General features: G+C 36.4%; 18 protein-coding genes and 1 pseudogene. 11 read left to right on the top strand and 8 right to left on the bottom strand.

The window, feature by feature from the left end; translation table 11 throughout:
• The first annotated feature begins 2 nt into the window (after positions 1-2).
• Positions 3-1,487, top strand: coding sequence for a glycerol kinase GlpK (glpK, locus tag GKR88_08285; GenBank protein QMU64283.1), 1,485 nt, complete (start codon positions 3-5; stop codon positions 1,485-1,487).
• A gap of 56 nt (positions 1,488-1,543) precedes the next feature.
• Here the strand turns inward: glpK and sucC are convergent, their stop codons facing one another.
• Positions 1,544-2,740: an ADP-forming succinate--CoA ligase subunit beta gene (gene sucC / locus GKR88_08280; GenBank protein ID QMU64282.1), complete on the bottom strand. Its 1,197-nt coding sequence runs from the start codon at positions 2,738-2,740 to the stop codon at positions 1,544-1,546.
• Between the two features lie 334 nt (positions 2,741-3,074).
• Here sucC and GKR88_08275 point away from each other — a divergent pair, with 334 nt between their 5' ends.
• Genes GKR88_08275 through GKR88_08245 form a run of 7 tightly spaced genes read left to right on the top strand, consistent with a single transcriptional unit; the run spans position 3,075 to position 12,373 of the window.
• Positions 3,075-5,507 (top strand): hypothetical protein, encoded by a 2,433-nt coding sequence (locus GKR88_08275; protein QMU64281.1) that lies wholly within the window; start codon positions 3,075-3,077, stop codon positions 5,505-5,507.
• A gap of 54 nt (positions 5,508-5,561) precedes the next feature.
• Positions 5,562-6,230: an ATP-binding cassette domain-containing protein gene (locus GKR88_08270; protein ID QMU64280.1), complete on the top strand. Its 669-nt coding sequence runs from the start codon at positions 5,562-5,564 to the stop codon at positions 6,228-6,230.
• Position 6,231: 1 nt separating this feature from the next.
• Positions 6,232-6,996, top strand: a complete 765-nt coding sequence (locus GKR88_08265) for a TIGR02757 family protein (protein ID QMU66671.1) — start codon at positions 6,232-6,234, stop codon at positions 6,994-6,996.
• Between the two features lie 43 nt (positions 6,997-7,039).
• Positions 7,040-8,524 (top strand): carboxypeptidase, encoded by a 1,485-nt coding sequence (locus GKR88_08260; protein ID QMU64279.1) that lies wholly within the window; start codon positions 7,040-7,042, stop codon positions 8,522-8,524.
• A gap of 8 nt (positions 8,525-8,532) precedes the next feature.
• On the top strand, positions 8,533-10,476 hold the full coding sequence (locus tag GKR88_08255; GenBank protein QMU64278.1) for a hypothetical protein: 1,944 nt from the start codon (positions 8,533-8,535) through the stop codon (positions 10,474-10,476).
• The gene (locus GKR88_08250; protein ID QMU64277.1) at positions 10,473-11,732 is read left to right on the top strand and encodes an amidohydrolase family protein; all 1,260 of its coding nucleotides are present in this window, start codon (positions 10,473-10,475) and stop codon (positions 11,730-11,732) included. The genes GKR88_08255 and GKR88_08250 overlap by 4 nt, the downstream gene beginning before the upstream one ends.
• Complete coding sequence (locus GKR88_08245; protein QMU64276.1) at positions 11,729-12,373, top strand: phospholipase; 645 nt, start codon at positions 11,729-11,731, stop codon at positions 12,371-12,373. Before GKR88_08250 ends, GKR88_08245 begins: the two co-directional genes overlap by 4 nt.
• A 33-nt stretch (positions 12,374-12,406) precedes the next feature.
• On the opposite strand, the gene GKR88_08240 is transcribed toward GKR88_08245, so the two are convergent.
• The 6 genes and pseudogenes from GKR88_08240 to GKR88_08215 all read right to left on the bottom strand — a co-directional run bounded on the left by GKR88_08240 (position 12,407) and on the right by GKR88_08215 (position 18,157).
• Entirely contained in the window at positions 12,407-13,210 is an 804-nt protein-coding gene (locus GKR88_08240) for a DUF1080 domain-containing protein (GenBank protein QMU64275.1), read from the bottom strand.
• Between the two features lie 11 nt (positions 13,211-13,221).
• The gene (locus GKR88_08235; GenBank protein QMU64274.1) at positions 13,222-14,274 is read right to left on the bottom strand and encodes a TIM barrel protein; all 1,053 of its coding nucleotides are present in this window, start codon (positions 14,272-14,274) and stop codon (positions 13,222-13,224) included.
• 64 nt (positions 14,275-14,338) lie between these two features.
• A pseudogene (locus tag GKR88_08230) lies at positions 14,339-14,718 on the bottom strand (four helix bundle protein).
• 105 nt (positions 14,719-14,823) lie between these two features.
• Positions 14,824-15,963, bottom strand: a complete 1,140-nt coding sequence (locus GKR88_08225) for a gfo/Idh/MocA family oxidoreductase (protein QMU64273.1) — start codon at positions 15,961-15,963, stop codon at positions 14,824-14,826.
• 4 nt (positions 15,964-15,967) lie between these two features.
• Positions 15,968-17,197: an MFS transporter gene (locus GKR88_08220; protein ID QMU64272.1), complete on the bottom strand. Its 1,230-nt coding sequence runs from the start codon at positions 17,195-17,197 to the stop codon at positions 15,968-15,970.
• Positions 17,198-17,203: 6 nt separating this feature from the next.
• The gene (locus GKR88_08215) at positions 17,204-18,157 is read right to left on the bottom strand and encodes a TIM barrel protein (protein ID QMU64271.1); all 954 of its coding nucleotides are present in this window, start codon (positions 18,155-18,157) and stop codon (positions 17,204-17,206) included.
• Positions 18,158-18,380: 223 nt separating this feature from the next.
• Between GKR88_08215 and GKR88_08210 the strand changes: the two genes are divergently transcribed.
• The 3 genes from GKR88_08210 to GKR88_08200 are packed head-to-tail and all read left to right on the top strand — an operon-like array spanning position 18,381 to position 21,666.
• Positions 18,381-20,078, top strand: a complete 1,698-nt coding sequence (locus GKR88_08210; GenBank protein ID QMU64270.1) for a GMC family oxidoreductase — start codon at positions 18,381-18,383, stop codon at positions 20,076-20,078.
• An 11-nt stretch (positions 20,079-20,089) separates the two neighbouring features.
• Positions 20,090-20,731, top strand: a complete 642-nt coding sequence (locus tag GKR88_08205) for a gluconate 2-dehydrogenase subunit 3 family protein (GenBank protein QMU64269.1) — start codon at positions 20,090-20,092, stop codon at positions 20,729-20,731.
• A gap of 8 nt (positions 20,732-20,739) precedes the next feature.
• Positions 20,740-21,666 (top strand): TIM barrel protein, encoded by a 927-nt coding sequence (locus tag GKR88_08200; protein QMU66670.1) that lies wholly within the window; start codon positions 20,740-20,742, stop codon positions 21,664-21,666.
• Between the two features lie 37 nt (positions 21,667-21,703).
• Here GKR88_08200 and GKR88_08195 read toward each other — a convergent pair whose 3' ends face one another.
• Complete coding sequence (locus GKR88_08195) at positions 21,704-22,198, bottom strand: c-type cytochrome (protein ID QMU64268.1); 495 nt, start codon at positions 22,196-22,198, stop codon at positions 21,704-21,706.
• Positions 22,199-22,226: the final 28 nt, after the last annotated feature.

Genomic DNA, 22,226 nt, shown 5'->3' with positions numbered 1-22,226 from the left:
TCATGTCTGAAAAATTCATTCTTTCTCTGGATCAAGGTACTACCTCGTCAAGATCAATTATCTTTGACCATCAAGGAAATATTGTTTCTATAGCGCAACAGGATTTTGAACAGATTTTTCCTGAGGATGCCTGGGTGGAACATGATGCACTGGAAATCTGGTCATCTCAATTGACGACAATTAAAAAAGTGTTGGAAAAAGCAAAGATCACTATCCGGGATATCGCAGGAATAGGTATTACCAACCAGCGGGAAACTGCAGTTGTATGGAATAGAAATATCGGTGAACCTTTATGCAACGCGATTGTGTGGCAAGACAGAAGAACAGCAGGCTATTGTGAAGAATTAAAAAAGAAGGGCTATGCTAATCTCATCCGGAAGAAAACCGGACTTGTTTTGGATGCTTATTTTTCAGCTACCAAAGTAAAATGGATTCTGGACAATGTAGAAGGTGCAAGAGAACTTGCAGATCAAGGAGATTTATGCTTTGGAACCATAGATACCTGGCTTGTCTGGCAACTGACAAAAGGAGAAGTTTTTATCACGGATGTTAGCAACGCAAGCAGAACCTTGTTATTTAATATTCATACGTTGCGATGGGATGACGAACTTCTGGAACTTTTCAACATTCCCAAAACCATGCTCCCGGAAGTCAGGGAAAGTAGTGAAGTTTACGGAACTACAGACGCTTCTCTTCTAGGTGAAGCCATTCCGATTGCCGGAATTGCCGGAGATCAGCAGGCTGCACTTCTTGGTCAGCTTTGTACGGAAAAAGGAATGGTGAAAAACACCTATGGAACCGGTTGCTTTCTGTTAATGAACACCGGAGAAAGTCCCATTCCTTCTCATAATAATTTACTCACAACCATCGCTTGGAAAATCAATGGAAAAACAACCTATGCTTTGGAAGGAAGTGTCTTTATTGGCGGAGCTGCTGTTCAATGGTTACGGGATGGTTTGGAGATGTTTCAGGATGCGAAAGATATTGAAGCGCTTTCCGATGCTGTTTCAGACAGTCAAGGCATTGTATTTGTGCCTGCACTCACAGGTTTGGGGGCCCCTTATTGGGATCCGTATGCCAGAGGTGCTATTTTTGGAATCACCAGAGCCACAAATAAAGCCCACATTGCCAGAGCTACTTTAGAAGGAATTGCTTATCAGATATACGATATTGTAAAAGCTATGGAAGAAGACACAAAATATATAAGCAAAGAAATACGAGTTGACGGCGGAGCTGCCGTTAACAATTTGTTGTTGCAGTTTCAATCGGACATTTTTCAACTCAATGTCATAAGACCACAAATTACTGAAACAACTGCTTTAGGTGCAGCTTATCTAGCCGGATTGGCTATCGGGTATTGGAATCTTGATGAATTAAAACTCCAATGGAAAATGGATAAAAAATTCATTCCGGAAATCTCTAAAGGTGAAGCTATTCACAGTATAAATAAATGGCATGAAGCCGTAGGCAGGATTAGGACTAGTTGATTAATTTACAATGAATAAATCGGAGAATAAAGTTTTCAATCTTTGAATCTTTCAATTTATTCAATCAATACTTCTTGTACTTTATCTGCTGCTTCCTGAAACTCAATAGCAGAAATAATTGCCATTCCGCTCGTATCTATTAATTCTTTAGCTTCTTTAGCATTCGTGCCCTGTAAACGGACAATGATAGGTATTTTAATGGCATCGCCCATATTTGTATATGCATCTACAATACCTTGGGCAACACGGTCGCAACGGACAATTCCTCCAAAAATATTCACTAAAATTGCTTTTACATTCGAATCTTTTAAAATAATTCTAAAGGCCGTTTCTACACGTTTTGCATCTGCGGTACCTCCAACATCCAGAAAATTTGCCGGATCACCTCCGGCTTGCTTAATTAAGTCCATTGTTGCCATGGCCAATCCGGCTCCATTAACCATACAACCAACATTTCCGTCTAAATCGACATAATTCAAACCGGCGGCTTTCGCTTCAACTTCGATAGGGTTTTCTTCGCGCAGATCTCTTAATTGTACATACTCTTTATGGCGAAATAATGCATTATCATCTAAAGATACCTTTGCATCTACTGCCAAAATCTTATTGTCGGATGTTTTTAATACCGGATTAATTTCAAATAAAGACGAATCGGATTTTACATAAGCTGTATATAAAGAACTAACAAATGCGGTCATTTCTTTAAATGCCATACCACTTAACCCTAAATTAAATGCAATTTTTCTAGCTTGAAAAGGTAGCAACCCTATAGCGGGATCAATCTCTTCAGTAAAAATCAAATGCGGTGTTTTTTCTGCTACTTGTTCAATATCCATACCTCCTTCCGTAGAATACATGATCATATTTCTACCGGTTTTTCTATTTAGCAAAACAGATATATAATATTCTTCCGGTTCAGAATCACCGGGGTAATACACATCTTCAGCAATTAATACCTGATGTACCTTTTTACCTTCGGCAGGAGTTTGAGGTGTTTTTAGCATCATTCCAATAATATCATTAGAAATGCTTTCTACTTCCTGTAAATTCTTTGCCAGTTTAACTCCTCCCCCTTTTCCACGGCCTCCGGCATGAATTTGAGCTTTCACTACATGCCAACTTGTTCCGGTTTCCGCAGTTAATTGCCTTGCTGCGTCCACAGCTTCTTTATGGTTACCTGCTACAATTCCGCGTTGGATTCTAACACCAAAACTGTTTAGTATTTCTTTTCCCTGATATTCGTGTAGATTCATTATATATAATGGTTTATGCTACTCGCAAAAATACAAATTCAAATATAGTTTTGATAAAAGAAGTTGATTAAAATGATGTACTTATTATTTTATATATCAAAAGTACCTTCCCCTGCCTCCTACCCGGCAGAAAATATCTACAGATACTCCCAAATATGCTTCGTTATTTTTATAGCAATCTCAGGTACTGCGCTTCCTGTGAGGATACTCATAAATAGCAAACTATGTAACATATCTTTATTAACAGTGTCTTTAGAAGTAATTAACATGAATTTATGATTCTTGTTATAAAATGATAATACATTAGTAAACACAAACTGTACCAACTCAATAAATGAATAAAATTCTATTTATACTACTGATTTTTATTTTTTATTCGAATCAAACCCAGGCACAATCAGATCAGGAGCGGAAAAAAATAAAAACTACTAGAGTTACAAAAGCGCCTACGATAAATGGCATATTAGACGATGAAGCATGGAAAGATACGGAGATAGCAAAAGATTTTATCGTGTTGAGACCGGATAATGGTAAAAAAGAATCAGAAGCCCATAAGACAGAAGTAAAGGTTATTTATGATGACAATGCGATCTATATTGGTGCTTATATGTATGATCCCGACCCGATGAAAATCCCCATGGAATTTACGAACAGAGACAATTTTGGGCAGGCAGATTTCTTTTTGGTAACCATCAATCCAAATGATGACGGACAAAATCCTTTTGAGTTTGTAGTGCTGAGTACAGGCTCCCAAGCTGAGGCCAGAGTATCTGAAGGAAATGAAGATTTTGCATGGAACGCGGTATGGGATAGTGATGTAAAAGTTACGGATAAAGGCTGGGTTGTGGAAATGAAAATCCCGTACAGGGCATTGCGATTTTCAAATCAAGAAGTACAATCGTGGGGTTTTAATTTTCATAGGAGAATACAAAATCTGAATGCACAATATACCTGGAATCATATTGATAACACTAAAGGAATATGGACTCAATATGACGGATTAATCGAAGATTTTAGAAATATCAAACCTCCAACACGGTTAACTTTTTATCCATATGCCTCGGCCACCAGCAATTCTATGGGTAATGGAACTACAGAGAACAGTTATAGTGTTGGAATGGATGTTAAATACGGAATTACAGAGAATTTTACCTTAGATGCTACATTGATTCCTGATTTTGGACAAACAGCTTTTGACAATGTAAGCTTAAATCTGGGCCCGTTTGAGCAAGTATTTAGTGAACAACGCCAATTCTTTACCGAAGGAACGGAGCTGTTTAACAAAGCTGGTTTATTTTTTTCGAGAAGAATAGGAAATACTCCTACCAACAGTGATACCGTTGCAAGCAATTTGACCTCAGATGAAGAAATTGTTGATAATCCCGACATGGTAAAGACTCTAAATGCAATTAAAGTCTCGGGAAGAACCAAAAAAGGTTTAGGTATTGGGGTTTTTAATGCAATTACTGAAAAAACAGAAGCAACCATTAGAAATACAGTTACAGGAAATACCTATAAAGTAACTACAGAACCCTTTGCAAACTACAATGTTATGGTACTGGACCAGGTATTTAATAAAAACTCTTCCGTGACCTTAACAAATACGAATGTAACCAGAGATGGTAGTTTTAGAGATGGGAATGTAACCGGTGTTACCTATCATGTCAGAACTAAAAACAGCAAATATTTTATAGACGGTTCCTATAATATGAGTACTGTTTTTGAAAATGGGGTAACAACTACCGGGCATAATTTTGATACAAGTATAGCAAAAGCTGCCGGAAACTGGAGATATGAAGTGGGATATACTTTTGATGATAAAAACTATGATATCAATGACTTAGGCCAGCAATTTAGAAATAACAGGCAACGAATTTACGGCAATCTCTCTTATAGGATTTTAAACCCCAAAGGCAATTTCAATCAGTGGAGAGTGAACACCTGGTGGAACCTAAATTATCTGCATAGCCCGGGAACATATACCGGAAATAATGTAGGAATCGGAAGTTGGGCAGCAACTAAGGAACGCCTTAGTTTTGGAGGAAATGTAAATGGAAATATCGGTCGTCAATTTGACTATTTCGAGCCAAGATTAGATATTTCTCAATTGAGATTTTTTATAAGGCCTACAAGAATCACGATAAACAGTTGGGTTTCTACGGATTATAGAAAGAAATTTGCTCTTGATGCAAACTTCTATAGATCTTTTTATTTAAATAACCCTCGTGATGCTTTTGGGTTTAATTTTTCACCAAGATTTAGATTTAGCAACCTGTTTTCCCTATCCTATGGTCTTAGTTATAATAAAAACAGTAGTCAGGAGGGTTATGTAACAATGGATACGAACAATTTACCCATTTTCGGACAAAGAGATATCAAAGAACTTGAAAATACTATTTCAGCAAAATATAGTTTTAGTATTCAGTCTTCATTATCTTTAACATTTAGGCATAATTGGTCCGACGTGCAATATGAATCTCAATTTTATGACCTGGGAATCGACGGGTATTTAATCCCCAATACTTTTTCAGAAAATAGTGATATTAACTTTAATAGCTGGAATTTAGATTTAAACTATATCTGGCAATTCGCCCCCGGAAGCCAGTTAATTGCATTTTACAGAAACAGTATTTTTAGTGTAAATGAAAATACCGGTCAAGGCTTTTTTACAAATCTTAATAATCTGTTTAGCGAACCAAAACAGCATATATTTTCGCTCCGTGTTGTTTACTTTATAGATTATAATAATATTAAAAATATTTTCTAAATCCATTAGAATTCGGGTGGTTTTTAATACTTTCGCCCTACTGATAAGACACCTATGATTGTTGCTAAAAATATTTACAAATATTTCGGAGAACTGGAAGTACTAAAAGGGGTAAATCTTCGTATAGAAAAAGGAGAAATTGTAGCTATTGTAGGTCCTTCCGGAGCCGGTAAAACCACGCTACTACAAATATTAGGAACTTTGGACAAACCGCTCAAAAAAGAAAACTCCGAATTAAAAGTCAACAATGTTTCTCTGCAATCAATGAATGATAAAGAACTCTCCGTTTTTCGCAATAAACACATTGGGTTTATTTTTCAATTTCATCAGCTATTACCGGAATTTACTGCCATGGAAAATGTGTGTATTCCTGCATTTATTGCTAAAAAAAGTAAGCGGGAAACCACATCAAGAGCAAAAAAACTTTTTAGCTTTTTAGGGCTTTCAGATAGAATATACCATAAACCAAACGAACTCTCCGGAGGAGAACAACAACGTGTTGCCGTAGCAAGAGCTCTGATAAATAGCCCTTCAGTAATTTTTGCGGATGAACCAAGTGGTAATTTAGACTCTGTTGCAGCCGGGAACCTACATGAATTATTCTTTAAACTAAGAGATGAGTTTCAGCAAACCTTTGTATTGGTTACGCATAATGAGGAATTAGCCAATATGACAGATAGAAAACTAACGATGAAAGATGGTATTATCATCGAAAGTTTTTAATATGAATACTTCCGAATTGAAAGCGTTTTTGGACGAAAAAGTTGCATTATATCACAACCCTACTTTTATCGATTCGGATCCTATTCAAATTCCACATTTATTTTCAAAAAAAGAAGATATCGAAATTGCCGGATTTTTAACAGCAATTATTTCCTGGGGAAACCGCAAGATGATCATTAAAAGCGCTTCTAAAATAATGAGATTATTAGATAATACGCCCTATGATTTTGTTATAAACCATTCGGAAAAAGATATAACTCATTTAGAAAGTTTTGTTCATAGAACATTTAATACTACTGATTTACAGTATTTTATAAAATCTTTGCGCAATGTTTATAAAAAATATCAAGGCTTAGAGAACGCCTTTTCGATAAAAGACAATACTACTGATTATAAAACAAGTATTTCTAAGTTTAAACGACTGTTTTTTGAATTACCACACCCCAAGCGAACTCAAAAACATATTTCTGATCCGGAGAAAAATTCAGCTGCAAAACGAATAAATATGTTTTTACGCTGGATGGTTCGGGATGCTTCAATGGGAGTTGATCTTGGCCTCTGGAAAACACATAGCTCTTCTCAGTTATCCTGTCCTTTAGATGTACATTCGGGAAATGTGGCAAGAAAACTCACCATACTGCATAGAAAGCAAAACGACTGGAAAGCCGTATCCGAGCTGGATATGTCTTTAAGAACTTTTGATAGTAATGACCCTGTTAAATACGATTTTGCATTATTTGGATTAGGCGTTTTTGAAAAATTTTAATTTCTTTATGACACTTTTAAGTATACATATTTTAAACAAGATTATGAAAAACATATTTTTTCTTTTTTTCGGCACTTTCACTTTTTTAGTGTATTCGCAAGATGTAAGAATACCGCTGGATACCATTGTAAATACAAATGGAGAGGTCATTATCAACGGATCAAAAGTTACCTATAAAGCAACAACAGGCATGCAACCGGTATGGGATGATCATGGAGAAATTATTGCCTCTTTGTATTTTACATATTATCAAAGAACCAATGATAAAGACAAAAAAAACCGACCTATTATTATGTCATTTAACGGAGGGCCCGGATCGGCTTCCTTATGGATGCATATTGCATATACCGGCCCAAAAGTTTTAAAAATTGATGATGAAGGAAACCCCATACAACCATACGGGATTAAGGATAATCCTTACTCAATATTAGATGTAGCGGATATCGTTTTTGTAAACCCGGTAAATACGGGGTATTCAAAACCGGTAGTGAAAAAAGGGAAAAAGCTCAATACGTCAACTTTTTTTGGTATCAATGCAGATATTGCATATTTGGCAGGTTGGCTGAATACATTTATCACCCGAAATAACCGGTGGGAATCTCCAAAATATATCATTGGCGAAAGCTATGGAGGTACCAGGGTTATGGGATTGGCAGCAGCATTGCAAAATAAACATTGGATGTATTTAAATGGTGTGATTATGGTATCTCCTGCGGATTATAAAATCTTAAGGACAGGAAGCCCTTTGGAATCTGCCATTAATTTACCTTATTTTACCGCAGCAGCTTGGTATCACAACATGTTATCCGATGATCTGCAACAAAAAGATTTATTAGAAGTTTTGCCCATGGCTGAAGCGTATGCCATTAATACACTACTTCCTGCAATCTCCAAGGGCGGATTTATTTCGAAAGAAGAAAAAGACAATGTTGCGGAAAAAATATCCTATTTCTCCGGAATATCCAAAAAAGTGATTCTGAAACACAATTTAGACCTTCCAAAAAACTATTTCTGGAAAGAGCTTTTGCGTGATAAAAGCGGATATACGATAGGTCGCCTGGATTCTCGGTACAAAGGCTTAGATAAAAAGGAGGCAGGTGATAAGCCGGATTATAATTCGGAACTCACTTCATGGCTCCATTCATTTACGCCGGCAATTAACTATTATATAAGAGAACACTTACATTTTAAGACCGACGTAAAGTATAATGTTTTCGGTACTGTCAATCCCTGGGATCGAAGAAACAATAACGTTAGAGAAAATTTGAGAAAAGCAATGGCTCAAAATCCCTATTTAAAAGTATTGATTCAATCGGGTTATTACGACGGCGCCACTACTTATTTCAATGCAAAATATACCATGTGGCAAATTGACCCAAGTGGAAAAATGAAGGATCGTTTCTATTTTAAAGGATATCGCAGCGGACATATGATGTATTTGCGTAATGAAGATCTTAAAAAAGCAAATGATGATTTGAGGAGTTTTATAAAAGCTAGCGCGTCAAAAGGAAAAGCAGCTAAATATTAAATAGTAATATGCAGTTTAAAAATCCTGAAATTTTATACTTCCTTTTTGCATTAATAATTCCCTTATTAGTGCATCTTTTTCAGCTTCAAAAATTTAAAAAAGTAGTATTTACAAATGTTGCTTTTTTAAAAAAGATTGAAGCAAAAACCCGTAAAAGCTCCAGATTAAAAAAATGGTTGATCTTATTGCTAAGGATGTTGCTGTTTTCAGCTGTTATCTTCGCTTTTGCACAACCGTATTTTAGTAGTGAAAAAAACGTGCAACAAAGACTGCATCACTACATATATTTAGACAATTCAATCAGTATGAATGCTATTGGAAAAAGAGGAAAATTATTACCCATAGCTGCAAAAGATATTATAGAGACTATTTCTGATGAAAGTGCATATTCTCTGTTAACAAACTCAAATTTTTACCCTAATTTAAATGTGTCGGAATTAAAAACTATATTAAAAAAAGTCAGTTTTACAGTAAAAAAATTAAGCATAGAGAGCATTTTGTTAAAAATAAATGTTGAAAATAAAAATTTAAATAAAATAGTATTAATATCTGATTTTCAAAATATAAAAAAAGAAAATGATTATAGATTTACAAATATAACTACGCCTGTTTCTTTAATAAAACTCAATCCTGTACTACAAAATAATATTTCTATAGACAGTATTTTTATCACCAATAAAAACCAAGCGAATTTTACGGTAAATGTTGTTGTTAAAAATCAGGGAGAGGCAAAAAAAAATATACCGATTTCAATTTTTAATGCCGGCGAATTGCTCAGTAAAAAATCTTTCTCTATTGAAAAAAACTCGGAAAAAATCATCGATTTTGAAATTCAAAGCAAGCCTCAATTTTTAGGAGAAATCAGCATATCGTATAAAGATGTTTTTTTGTTTGATAATCGTTTCTTTTTTACAGCTAATTTTAATGATAAAATAAACGTGTTAAGCATTGGTAAAACGAGTGCTTATTACCCAAATATTTTTACCTGGGATGAATTTTTTTTTACGCATGTACCGGAGACAAAAATGAACTATAATCTCATCTCAAAACAACAACTTATTATTTTAAATGAGGTTGAAAATATTCCTGCTCCCCTGTCAAATGCGTTAACCGAATTTGTTGAAAAAGGAGGATCGCTGATCATCGTTCCCAGTGAAACAAGCATTATCAATTCTTATAATTTATTTTTTAGGAGAATAAGTTTGGGAAGCATTTCAAAAAAACAACGCGATTCACTTAAGATTACCACAATTCATTATAATCATCCTGTTTTTAAAAATGTATTTACTAAAAAAATTCAAAATTTTCAATACCCGTCCGTTATAAAGAGTTTTACTACCACATCAAAGATGATCCCCATAGTGAGTTATGAAGATGCCACTGCGTTTTTGGCAACATCAACATATAAAAAAGGTCGGTTATACTGGTTTTCTGCCCCTATCAATAACAAAAATTCAAACTTTACAAACTCTCCTTTAATTGTTCCAACACTCTATAATATTGGTCAAAATAGTTTGCGTGTAGCAAAGCCCTATTATATACTGCAAGAAACAAACACCATAGATATAAATGCTTCTATTGGCAAAGATGATATCGTTACTATCAAAAATGAGCATACATCCTTTATTCCGATTCAGCAAAACGCTCAAAATAAAATAACGGTAATCACCACAGATAAACCGGTCAAAAGAGGTTTTTATTATTTGGTTTGTAAAGACACCTTAAAGACCATTTCTTATAATAATCCGGTTGCCGAAAGTTCTTTGCATTATCTGGATACAAATGCCATATCGAATAAAAATACCCATATAGATTCTTATGAAACCATCGACGAATATTTTAATGAGTTAAAACAAAAAAGCAAAGTTCAGTGGCTATGGAAGTTGTTTTTAGTATTGGCAATTGTATCTTTGCTGTCGGAAATTTTAATTCTTAAATTCTTTAAAATATGACTACGCTCTTAAAGTCGGCTATCATTATAGATGCTTTAAGCCCTTATCACAAGCAGCAGAAAGATATTTTAATTGCAGATGGTTTTATAAAAAAAATAACAAATACAATCCCCTCAAAAAAAGAATATATTCTGGTTGAGAAACCTAATTTACACGTTTCCTGCGGTTGGTTTGATACAAGCGTATCTTTTGGTGAACCCGGTTTTGAAGAAAGAGAAACGATAAAAAACGGCTTACAAGTAGCTGCCAAAAGCGGCTTTACCGCAGTAGCCGTTAATGCAAATACTTTTCCTGTTACAGATCATAAATCTGCCGTTGAATTTTTAATTAGCAATAGCACCGCCGGTAACGTAGAAGTATTTCCCATAGGAGCCCTTACAAAAGGCAGCAAAGGAGATGAAATGGCCGAATTATATGACATGCAACAATCCGGAGCTATTGCTTTCGGAGATTATAGTAAAGGTATTGCTAGTGACAATTTATTAAAAATATCCCTGTTATATGCCCGGAATTTTGACGGATTAGTGATCAGTTTTCCAAAAAATAATTCCATTGCAGGAGAAGGGATTGCAAATGAAGGAATCAATAGTACAAGACTGGGTATAAAAGGAATTCCTTCACTGTCGGAGCACCTTCAAATAGCAAGAGATTTGTATTTATTGGAGTATACAGACGGAAAATTGCATATTCCTACGATTTCTACGGCAAAATCGGTAGCGTTAATAAGAGAAGCCAGGAAAAAAGGATTACAGATAAGCTGTAGTGTAACCCCCCACCATCTCTGTCTAACCGATGCCATGCTGGAAGGATTTGACAGCAATGCAAAAGTAAGTCCTCCGCTCCGTACGGAAGCCGATACAAAAGCACTCGTCAAAGGCTTGCAAGATGGTACCATTGATATGATTGCTTCGGATCACAATCCTGTTGATATAGAAAATAAAAAATGTGAATTTAGCCTGGCACTGGACGGAACCATTGGATTAGAAAGCCTGTTTGGTACTGTAAATTCAGTACTCGACTTGGAAACTGCTATTGAAAAAATAACTACGGGCCCCAGAGCTGTTTTTGGAATAGCCATTCCGGAGATCAAAGAAAACACCAAAGCAAATCTTACACTGTTCAACCCGAACGGAGAAACGGCTTTCTCCGAAGACAATATACTATCCACATCAAAAAACAGTGTTTTTTTAGGGAAACAGTTAAAAGGCAGTGTTTATGGTATCTATGCTAAAAACCAACTTATATTAAATTCATGAAATCAGAATTACACCATGTTGTCAGACAACCTAAAAAGATTTCCGAACAACCGCCCTTATTAATTTTATTGCATGGATATGGGAGTAATGAATCATATCTGTTTTCTTTTGCAGAAGAGTTGCCCGATGAATTATTAATTATAAGTTTGCGTGCTCCGTATGAGATGGGATATGGCGATTATGCCTGGTATGTTATCAATCTGGATACTACCGACAACAAATTCTCTGATTTACATCAGGCCAGGATATCTTTAAGTAAAGTTGCCGAATTTATAGACGAAGCCAAAGAATTTTACAATACCCATACAAAGAATACTTTCTTGTTGGGCTTTAGCCAGGGTGCTATTTTGAGCTATGCATTAAGCTTTACTTACCCCAATAAAGTACAACATATCATAGCATTAAGCGGTTATATCAACGAGGAGTTACTTCCTGAAAAGATAGAGGCGGATATGCATACCGATTATTATATCTCTCATGGAAGTGCAGACCAAGTATTACCTGTGGAATGGGCGAGAAAAGCCGCACCTTTATTAAACTCCTTAGGATTAAAAAATGTGTATTCCGAGTATCCGGTAGGCCACGGTGTGGCGCCACAGAACTTTTACAGCTTTAAAAAGTGGATTGAAGAACGATTATGAGACCTTTGCAGAATTGATTTTGCAAAGGTTTCATTATTTTAATTCCCGTACCCAAATATTACGATAACTCACACCACTCTGATCACGGTGATCCTGTAGCTTAATAGGGCCGGCACCATGCACTTTGTTTTTAGGCCATCCGATATATTCCGTTGTCCCCAAAATCTGAAAATGATCCTGAACTAATACCCCATTGTGAAGTACCGTTATGGTAGCGGACTTCGTTTTGTTGCCTTCGTCGTCAAACTCCGGGGCATGAAAAATAATATCATACGAGTTCCATTCTCCTGTAGGAACAGAAGCCGTTACCAGTGGTATGGACTGTTTGTAAATAGAAGTTACCTGCCCATTTACATACGTAGGATTATCATTATTATCCAAAACCTGAACTTCATATTTGTCCTGTAAAAAAACCCCGCTGTTACTTCTTGCCTGACCTTTGGCTTTATTCTCAGGGTTGCTTCGCCATTCCAAATGTAATTGAATACTTCCAAAAGAACGTTTCGTCTGAATATCTCCTGTTTTGTCTTTAACCGTCATACTACCATCATCATTCAATATCCATTGTACCGGTCCTTTATCTGCGGACGATTCCCATTCATTAAAATTTGAACCGTCAAAGAGGACAATAGCATCGTCGGGAGCCCCATTTTGTCCGGTTGGATTTACCTTAGGAGGGATTGGCTCCCAAACTTCCGTATCTTTTGGATCTGTAGGTTCTTGCTTGACAGCACTTGTTGCTTCAGCATCTTTTTTATTTTCTCTCTGTGGTGATTTACATGAAATAATGGATAGATCAAAAAATAGTAGAATAAGTATGAAATTTCTTGCTTGCATAGGTATATGGTTTAAATTCCTAATATTTTTTTTAGTTTTTGTTTATCGATATCAGCTCCGGCAAAATCATCAAAAGCCTTTTCCGTAGCCTCTATAATATGATTTGCAATAAAAGGAGCACCTTCTCTTGCACCTTGTTCGGGACTTTTAATGCAGCATTCCCATTCCATTACTGCCCAAACATCACATCCGTATTCAGTCAGTTTGGTAAAAATAGTTTTAAAATCTATTTGCCCATCACCTAATGATCGGTATCTTCCGGCACGATCTCTCCAATCTTCATACCCTCCGAAAACACCTTTTTTTCCGGTTGGGTTAAACTCGGAATCTTTTACGTGGAACGCTTTAATGAACTCATGATAATGATCGATGTACTCAATATAATTTAATTGTTGAAGCACAAAATGGCTCGGGTCGTATAAAATATTTACAGCTTTGTGATGGTTCGTTGCTTTTAAGAAGCGCTCAAAAGTAATACCGTCATGTAAATCTTCTCCGGGATGAATTTCATAGCAAACAGCTACGCCGTTATCTTGAAACTCATTGAGTAATGGCAACCATCTTTTTGCCAATTCTTCAAAACCCATTTCTACCAGTCCTTCGGGTCGTTGCGGCCATGGATGCCAGGTATGCCACAAGAGAGCGCCACTAAATGTGACATTTGTCTTTAAACCTAAATAATTACTGGCTCTGGCAGCACTTATGAGTTGTTTTCTGGCCCATTCGGTTCGTTTTTTAGGATTGCCTTTACAATCATCAGGCGCAAAATTGTCAAACATCAGATCATAAGCAGGATGTACGGCTACTAACTGCCCCTGAAGATGAGTAGATAATTCCGTAATTTCCAATCCGTAATCATTGACTTTTCCTTTGAGTTCGTCACAATAGGTTTTGCTTTCTCCTGCCAGCGACAGATCTATTAACCTGTTCTCCCAGGTAGGGATTTGAATTCCTTTATACCCTAAGTCCGAAGCCCATTTGCACAAACTATCCAGAAAGTTGAAAGGTGGTTTGTCATCCATAAACTGCGCTAAAAAAACAGCCGGGCCTTTTATTGTTTTCATGAAAATTTTAATTTGTGAAAAAAGTTATTGGTATATTGGTGAATTGGTAAAATAGTCATGTAAATTATTTTTTAGTTTGATAATTGCTTTTCCGATGTTGTAAATATTTTATATACCCATTCATCTTTTTAATGCATTTTGAATATGCTCAATTTTTGTTTTGTATGATTCATCTGTAAGGTAATGTTCTTCAAGTGAAACGCTTAAATGATCTTTCAATTCATACAAAGAACCTCTTGCCTGACGGCAATATTGGATTTGTTCTTGAAAATGGTACCGCCCATAACCTTCAGCAATATTTGCAGTAACAGATCTGGATGCTCTTACAATTTGATCTTTTAGTTTAAATTTTTCTTCAACGGGCAATACTTTTGAAAATTTAGAAAAATCTTTTCTAATTTCAACAGCAATTCTATAAACTTCTAAATCTTCTAACGAATACATATTGAATTAAACCGTATAAAACTTTACCAATCCACCAATTCACCATTTTACCAATATACCAATTCACCATTTTACCAATCCACCATTTCACCAATCACTGTTTCACTATTTCACCAAATCTACCCAAATATTTCCTTTTTTATGCGAAGCAACGCTCTGCTCTATAAAATTCATACCTCTGACACCATCCACGATAGATGGAAATTCCGCTTTATCGTAAGAAGCTCTGCGAACGGCTTTAGCAACTCCTCGGTAAATATTTCCCATCGCATCAAAAATACCCTCGGGATGTCCCGGAGGCATCTTTGCCCCGTCCAATGAAAGAGCACTATTGTAAGAATGGCCGGGTTTTAATGTTCGCAAGGGCAATCCGTCTTCTAATAAATATAAATAGTTAGGGTTTTCCTGTTCCCACTTAAAACTCGCTTTATTACCGTAAATAGCAACGGTAAAATTGTTTTCTTCTCCGGTGGCAATCTGGCTGGCCCTCAGCACCCCTTTAGTTTGATTGTCTAAACGTAAAAGTACAGTTCCGTCAATATCCATTTGGTTATCTTCATATAAATGATTCAAATCTGCCAAAATATGTTTGATTTCCTTTCCGGTTATATATTCCAGCATCTGAAAAGCATGTACACCAATATCGCCCATACAGCAACTGATCCCTGACTGTTTGGGGTTTAATCTCCAGATGGTTTTTCTTTTTTCGGGGTCATGAATAATCGGATTAATCCACCCCTGATAGTATTGCGCATCTACTTTTTGAATTTCTCCAATCACACCTTCTTCAATCATTTTCTTCATTTGCCGTACCATCGGATACCCGGTGTAGGTATGTGTCAATCCAAAAACAGTACAGGTTTGTTGTTGTACTTGTTGCAGTTCCAATGCTTCGGCATATGTCATCGTCATCGGCTTTTCACAAATGACATGAAATCCTGATTCCAATAGCTTTTTTGCCATAGGAAAATGCAAAAAGTTAGGCGTTAAAACCGAGACCACTTGTATTCGTTCAGTTTCGGGGAGTGCCTGTTCTTTGGTTATCATCGTTTCAAAATCCGGATAAATCCGATCTGTCGGGATTCCAATCTCTTCAGCAAATGCAATACTGATGTCATAATCTATATTAAAAACCCCGCCACAAAGTTCGTAAGCATCAAACATACTGGCAGCAACCCTGTGTAAAACACCAATTAAAGAATCGCCGCCGCCGCCAAGAACGCCCCATTTTATTTTTTTACTCATATATTTATTGTTTATAAGCTATTTTTTCGTTTTTAAATAATAAGGCAAAGAACACCGTAACAACTACAGCAAAGATTGCAGGGAAAGTCCATATGGATTTCCATAAATGCGTACCTTCTTCTAAAACGTTGGCATCAACAATTTTGCCGGCTATATAAAAACCTATCAACATTCCCAAGCCATAAGTAGCCAAAGTAATGAGACCTTGTGCTGCGCTTTTTATTTTTTCTCCTGCCTTATTATCCGTATAAATCTGACCGGAAACAAAGAAAAAATCATAACAAATACCGTGTAATAGAATACCAACAATAATCATAAAAAATAATTCACCGGCATTTCCATAAGCAAACAATACATATCTGAGAACCCATGCTAACATACCTACTATAATGGTTCTTTTAAAACCGTATTTTTTAAAGAAAAAAGGAAGAAGAAGCATGAACAAAACTTCTGATATTTGACCGGAAGATGCCCAGGCTGTCGACTTTTCAACACTACTTTCCGTTAAGAAAGGGCTTATATTTTGATAGTAGAATGCCAGAGGAATACAAATGAGTACAGAAGAAATAAAAAATACTAAAAAATTCCTGTCTTTTAAAAGTTTTAATGCACCCAACCCTAAAATATCAGAGATATTCACCTTTTCTCCTTTAGCTATCTTAGGTGGAGTTTTAGGGAGCGTAAAACTAAAGATTCCTAAAATCGCCGAAGCAATAGCTGTCATTAAAAATGTATTAGCCAATGCTCCTTGAGAAATACTTTCCATAGCATCCCATTTAAATACTAGACTAATTAACCAACCGGCGACTATCCATCCGGCTGTACCCCAAACCCTTATAAGGGGGAACTGCTTTGTGGGATCACTCAATTGATTAAAAGAGACGGAATTTACTAAAGCTAACGTAGGCATATATGCGATCATGTACCCAAGAACATAAGGGTAAAAAACTGCAAATTCTGTTGTTTGAGACATCTGATACATCAATACGGCACCTAACAGATGTAAAATAGCTAATATTTTTTCCGCATTAAAAAAACGATCAGCAATTAAGCCTATGATAAACGGAGCAATGATGGCTCCCCATGATTGTGTAGAATAAGCCATTCCGGTTTCTGCCCCTGTAGCAGACAAGTTACTACCTAAAAAAGTACCCATAGTTACAAACCACCCTCCCCAAATAAAAAATTCAAGGAACATCATAAAGGAAAGTTTGGTGTAAATTGTTTTATTCATTGTTTTCTATTTAGTTTGGTTGATGATCTTTTCAAGAAGAGTTTTAGTGGCCTTAATACCGGGAATGGGATCTCCACCTTCGTATTCAACCCCGATAAAACCTTCAAAACCGGATTCGTTTACAATTTCAATCATTTTAACATAATCAATTTTTGTTTCATTTCCTGCTTCGTCAAAAGCATAAGATTTTGCAGAAACGCCTTTAGCAAAGGGCATAATTTCTCTAATACCTTGATACTTATCGTATTCTTCAACGCAAGGAGTGCCCCATCTGGCATTGTTCTCTCTTTTTAAACAGAAGTTTCCGAAATCCGGTAGTGTACCACAGTTTTCCATATCCACTTCTTTCATAACTCTGGCTAGTAATGCTCCATTGCTTGATAACCCTCCGTGATTTTCAACTAAAATACTAACGTTTTTTGTAGCTCCATACTCAGCAAGAGCTTTTAATGATCGGACAGAGTTCTTAACCCACATTTCCGGATTCTCCTCTCCAAACAGATTGACACGGATAGAATGACAACCTAAATATGCTGCGGCATCAATCCATTTTTTATGATTTTCAATAGCTTCATTTGTTTTCTGTTCGCCAGAAAAAGACAAATCTCCTTCGCCATCAATCATAATCAGCAAGTTTTTTATACCCAGACTATCACTTCTTTTTTTTAGCACTTTTAAAATCGTATCCAGCCCCAGGTCTTTCATCGGGTAGTTTACATCTTTGCTCACATAAAGCTGGCTAACATACTCCAAACCTTCAAAACCCAGATCTTTGGCATCTTTGGCAAAATTCATCGGATCTTTTTTTTGAGTAAAAATATCTTTATGTAGCGACCATTGTGCTAAAGAAAACGAATATTTCAAATTGTTTTCCTGCGTACTTTTTTCTGTTTTTGATGGTTTTTTCTTACAAGCAAATAAAAAGAAGAATAGTGTAATGCAAAAAATTAAATACCTCATACGAAATCGTTTTAGTTAGTGAATATTTAAGAACAGGGGATAATAATAAGGATAATTTTCAAAAAAAACAGTATTTTCATAGCGAAAAAGTGTAGACGAGTTCACAATAATAAAGTTTTATAAACACTATAGGTAGGATAAAATCTGAATAGAACAAATATTTAAATAGACATGTATTTTCGTTCAAAACTCATAGTGATATAGATTATTTAAAATCAAAAAAATGATACATCAAACAGAATTTGACGCCATAGTCATAGGAACAGGTATTTCCGGAGGCTGGGCAGCTAAAGAACTATGTGAAAAAGGATTAAAAACCTTAGTTCTGGAACGCGGAAGAATGATTAACCATCCGGAAGGTTACACTACTGCTAATTTAGATCCCTGGGATGTTCCTTTTGGAGGCCAACCGACAACGGAAGATATTAAAAAACAAGAAAAACAGAACAGAACAGGGTACACGACAAACAAAATGCACAGCCATCATTTTGTAAATGATTTGGAGCATCCTTATAACGAAACGAAGCGTTTTGACTGGATACGGGGGTATCACGTAGGAGGCAGGTCTTTGATGTGGGGAAGGCAAAGCTACCGGTTAAGTGATTTTGATTTTGAAGCCAATATAAAGGAAGGAGTAGCCGTAGATTGGCCCATACGCTATAAAGATATAGCTCCCTGGTATGATCATGTAGAGCGTTTTATCGGGGTTAGCGGAGAAAAACTGGAACTACCTCAATTACCTGACGGCCAGTTTTTAAAACCCATGGAACTAAATTGTGTGGAAACGCATTTGAAAGATTCCATAAGTCAGAACTACAAGGATCGATTGCTTACTATTGGCAGGACGGCTCATATTACGGAAGGAACCAAACCTGGAAAAGGAAGGATAAACTGTCAATACAGAAACCGTTGTATGCGAGGCTGCCCGTTTGGAGCTTATTTTAGCAGTAACTCATCAACATTACCTACAGCAGAAGCTACAGGCAATATGACCTTAAGACCGAATTCAATTGTCTACAATATTAAGTATGACAAAGATACAAAGAGAGCAACCGGGGTCAGTGTGATAGATACGGAAACCAAACAAACGTATGATTTTAAAGCTAAAGTGATTTTCTTATGTGCTTCTGCTATTGCTTCAACATCTATTTTACTACAATCGAAATCCGATCGTTTTCCAAACGGTATGGGAAATGATTCCGGAGAACTAGGTCATAATTTAATGGATCATCATTTTAAAGCCGGTGCATTTGCTGCTTATGATGGTTTTCAGGATACCTATTACAAAGGACGCCGACCTAATGGTATTTATATTCCCAGATTTAGAAACCTCGGAGGAGCAACCGATCAAAAGAATTTCCTTCGTGGTTACGGGTACCAGGGAGGGGCTAGCAGAGATAACTGGCAAGATACTATTGCCGAACTAGGATACGGAGAAGAGTTAAAACAATCGATTATGAAACCTGCCAATTGGTCTGTTGGGTTGATGGGCTTTGGAGAATGTTTGCCTTATCACGATAATAAGATGACACTGGATTACGATAAGGAAGATCAGTGGGGATTACCTACTGTTACTTTTGATGCAGAATGGAAAGAAAACGAATGGGAGATGCGAAAAGATATGGTAGCACAAGCGATGGAAATGTTGGAAAAAGGAGGTTTTAAGGAAATTAAAGAATGGGATGACCCCGGTGCGCCCGGTTTGGGAATCCATGAAATGGGAACCGCGCGTATGGGAAGATATCCCAAAACATCTGTTTTAAACGCATATAATCAGGTACATGCCGTCCCCAATGTATTTGTAACGGATGGGGCCGCTATGACTTCCTCCGGTTGTCAGAACCCTTCGTTAACCTATATGGCGTTGACTGCCAGAGCAGCAAATTATGCCGTTGAACAATTAAAAAAGAAGAACTTATAATTATAAAGGTCATGAATAGAAGAGAAGCCGTTAAAAGTTTAGGTATGGGAGTGGGGTTTTTAGTAGCTACCCCATCCATATTAAGTTTATTACAAAGTTGTGAAAGTGAACCTGAGTTTCATCCTGTATTTGTAAGTGAGGGAGAAGGACATGCACTAAGAGAAATGGTTGGATTGATACTACCCTCTGATAAGCAGATTCCGGGAGCAAGAGCACTTTCAATTCACAGTTTTATAGATGCTTTTTGGGGAAAAGTACTCCCTGAGGAAGAACAGTCTTATGTCAAATTAGGTTTTGTATTGCTGGCTGAGGAGTTCAAAGGTATGTTTAATAAAGAACTATCTCAGGGAACTACCAAAGAATACGATCAGCTATTAGCAAAATATTTGAAAACATCAAAAGAGCAGCAAAAAGCATATGCTAAAAAGATAGGAGATTTTATGCAAACTGTTCAAAAAGATGCTTCCGTAAAACCAGACAGAGATGCTGCAATTTTCACATTGCTGGCAGGAATTCGGGGTGCTGCTATTTGGGGTTGGACTATAAATGAGGAAATAGGTGAAAAGGTACTTTGGTATGACCCTATACCAGGGCAATATTTAGGTTGTGTCTCTCCTGAAGAATACGGTAACGGGAGAATTATGTCTCTATAAATAATATGATGAATCGAAGAACTTTTATACAAAAGGGGGTCTTAACAGGTTCCTTTCTTGCTTTACATGGAAATTTGTTTGCTCAAAATTCTTCTTCGGAATCAACTGGATCAAAGCATCGGTTTCATCTGAAATATGCTCCGCATGATGGTATGTTTAAAGCACATGCGGGCAACGCTATTATTGATCAGCTAACATTTATGCATGAACAGGGGTTTTCTGTTTTTGAAGATAACGAAATGCGTAATCGCCCTATATTTGAACAAGTAGAAATAGCAAAAACCATGAGTCATCTCAACATGGAAATGGGTGTTTTTGTAGCTCATAAAATCTATTGGAAAAAACCTAATCTTGCAAGTGGGGACAAAGAATTTCGCCGTGAATTTTTACAGGATATAAGAAGTTCAGTGGCGATTGCAAAAAGAGTCAATGCCAAGTGGATGACAGTAGTCCCGGGATATACAGATTTCAGAAAAAAGAGGGGCTATCAAACGGCGAATGTAGTAGAAACGCTGAAGCAAGCAAGTGAAATTTTAGAACCTCATGGGTTGATAATGGTACTGGAACCGTTGAATTTCAGAGATCATCCCGGAATGTTTTTAACAGAATCTCCACAAGCTTACCAAATTTGTAAAATAGTGAACAGTCCTTCATGTAAAATCCTTTTTGATATATATCATCAGCAGATCCAAGAGGGAAATCTCTTGCCTAATATTGAGTCGTGCTGGGATGAGATCGCCTATTTCCAGATTGGAGATAATCCGGGTAGAAATGAGCCAACTACCGGAGAAATCAATTACAAAAACATTTTTAGGTATATCTATGACAAAGGGTTCAAAGGTATCTTAGGTATGGAACACGGAAACGCTGCCGAAGGTAAAGCAGGAGAACAAAAAGTAATAGATGCCTATAAAGAGGTAGATGATTTTGTTTGATTAATGTACTAATTAATTTATCAATCCGAAACTGAACTTAAAGGGTTCTAAAATATTCCGCCAAAGCTCTGGCATCTTCTTCGGAAAGATTTTGGTCAATCATAATTACGTTGTTATATTCTTTAAGCTGTGCAATAGCAATAGGGTCTTTTTTCAGCATCTCTGTTGGATTTAACATCATATTCATAACCCATTCCGGTGCTCTTCGGTCATAAATCCCTTTCATAGCAGGGCCAATGAGTCGTTTATTTTCTCTGTGACAAGCTACACACTTTTGTTTGAATATGGTCTTTCCTTTATCGGCCATTTCGCTGTCAAGCGACTTAAATTTCAAGGATTTTACAGGACCAATACCTTTATTATCCATGTCTATAAGAACTGTTGACTTTTTAGCTGGTTTCTTTTCCGATTTTTTTTGCTCCTGTTTTTTGTAGGGTGTATTGCTTTTTTGTTCTTTCTTTGAGCTTTTCCCGCAAGCAACCAGAAAAAGGGAAAAGATGATAACGTAACTTATTTTTTTAGCTAAACTCATTTTTATATTTTGTGTTTTTTACATTTAC

The sequence above is a fragment of the Flavobacteriaceae bacterium genome, assembly GCA_014075215.1.
Taxonomy (GTDB): Bacteria; Bacteroidota; Bacteroidia; order Flavobacteriales; family Flavobacteriaceae; genus Polaribacter.
Note: the sequence above shows the minus strand (reverse complement) of the source record. Positions and strands in the feature narration are given on the sequence as shown.

Bases quoted from the DNA above. Each gene is read 5' to 3' on its own strand.
- GKR88_08270 (QMU64280.1), top strand. From the start codon at position 5,562: ATGATTGTTGCTAAAAATATTTACAAATATTTCGGAGAACTGGAAGTA.
- GKR88_08215 (QMU64271.1), bottom strand. From the start codon at position 18,157: ATGAGGTATTTAATTTTTTGCATTACACTATTCTTCTTTTTATTTGCT.
- GKR88_08195 (QMU64268.1), bottom strand. From the start codon at position 22,198: ATGAGTTTAGCTAAAAAAATAAGTTACGTTATCATCTTTTCCCTTTTT.
- GKR88_08260 (QMU64279.1), top strand. From the start codon at position 7,040: ATGAAAAACATATTTTTTCTTTTTTTCGGCACTTTCACTTTTTTAGTG.
- GKR88_08250 (QMU64277.1), top strand. From the start codon at position 10,473: ATGACTACGCTCTTAAAGTCGGCTATCATTATAGATGCTTTAAGCCCT.
- GKR88_08205 (QMU64269.1), top strand. From the start codon at position 20,090: ATGAATAGAAGAGAAGCCGTTAAAAGTTTAGGTATGGGAGTGGGGTTT.
- GKR88_08245 (QMU64276.1), top strand. From the start codon at position 11,729: ATGAAATCAGAATTACACCATGTTGTCAGACAACCTAAAAAGATTTCC.
- sucC (QMU64282.1), bottom strand. From the start codon at position 2,740: ATGAATCTACACGAATATCAGGGAAAAGAAATACTAAACAGTTTTGGT.
- GKR88_08220 (QMU64272.1), bottom strand. From the start codon at position 17,197: ATGAATAAAACAATTTACACCAAACTTTCCTTTATGATGTTCCTTGAA.
- GKR88_08210 (QMU64270.1), top strand. From the start codon at position 18,381: ATGATACATCAAACAGAATTTGACGCCATAGTCATAGGAACAGGTATT.
- GKR88_08265 (QMU66671.1), top strand. From the start codon at position 6,232: ATGAATACTTCCGAATTGAAAGCGTTTTTGGACGAAAAAGTTGCATTA.
- GKR88_08240 (QMU64275.1), bottom strand. From the start codon at position 13,210: ATGCAAGCAAGAAATTTCATACTTATTCTACTATTTTTTGATCTATCC.
- glpK (QMU64283.1), top strand. From the start codon at position 3: ATGTCTGAAAAATTCATTCTTTCTCTGGATCAAGGTACTACCTCGTCA.
- GKR88_08255 (QMU64278.1), top strand. From the start codon at position 8,533: ATGCAGTTTAAAAATCCTGAAATTTTATACTTCCTTTTTGCATTAATA.
- GKR88_08225 (QMU64273.1), bottom strand. From the start codon at position 15,963: ATGAGTAAAAAAATAAAATGGGGCGTTCTTGGCGGCGGCGGCGATTCT.
- GKR88_08235 (QMU64274.1), bottom strand. From the start codon at position 14,274: ATGAAAACAATAAAAGGCCCGGCTGTTTTTTTAGCGCAGTTTATGGAT.
- GKR88_08200 (QMU66670.1), top strand. From the start codon at position 20,740: ATGAATCGAAGAACTTTTATACAAAAGGGGGTCTTAACAGGTTCCTTT.
- GKR88_08275 (QMU64281.1), top strand. From the start codon at position 3,075: ATGAATAAAATTCTATTTATACTACTGATTTTTATTTTTTATTCGAAT.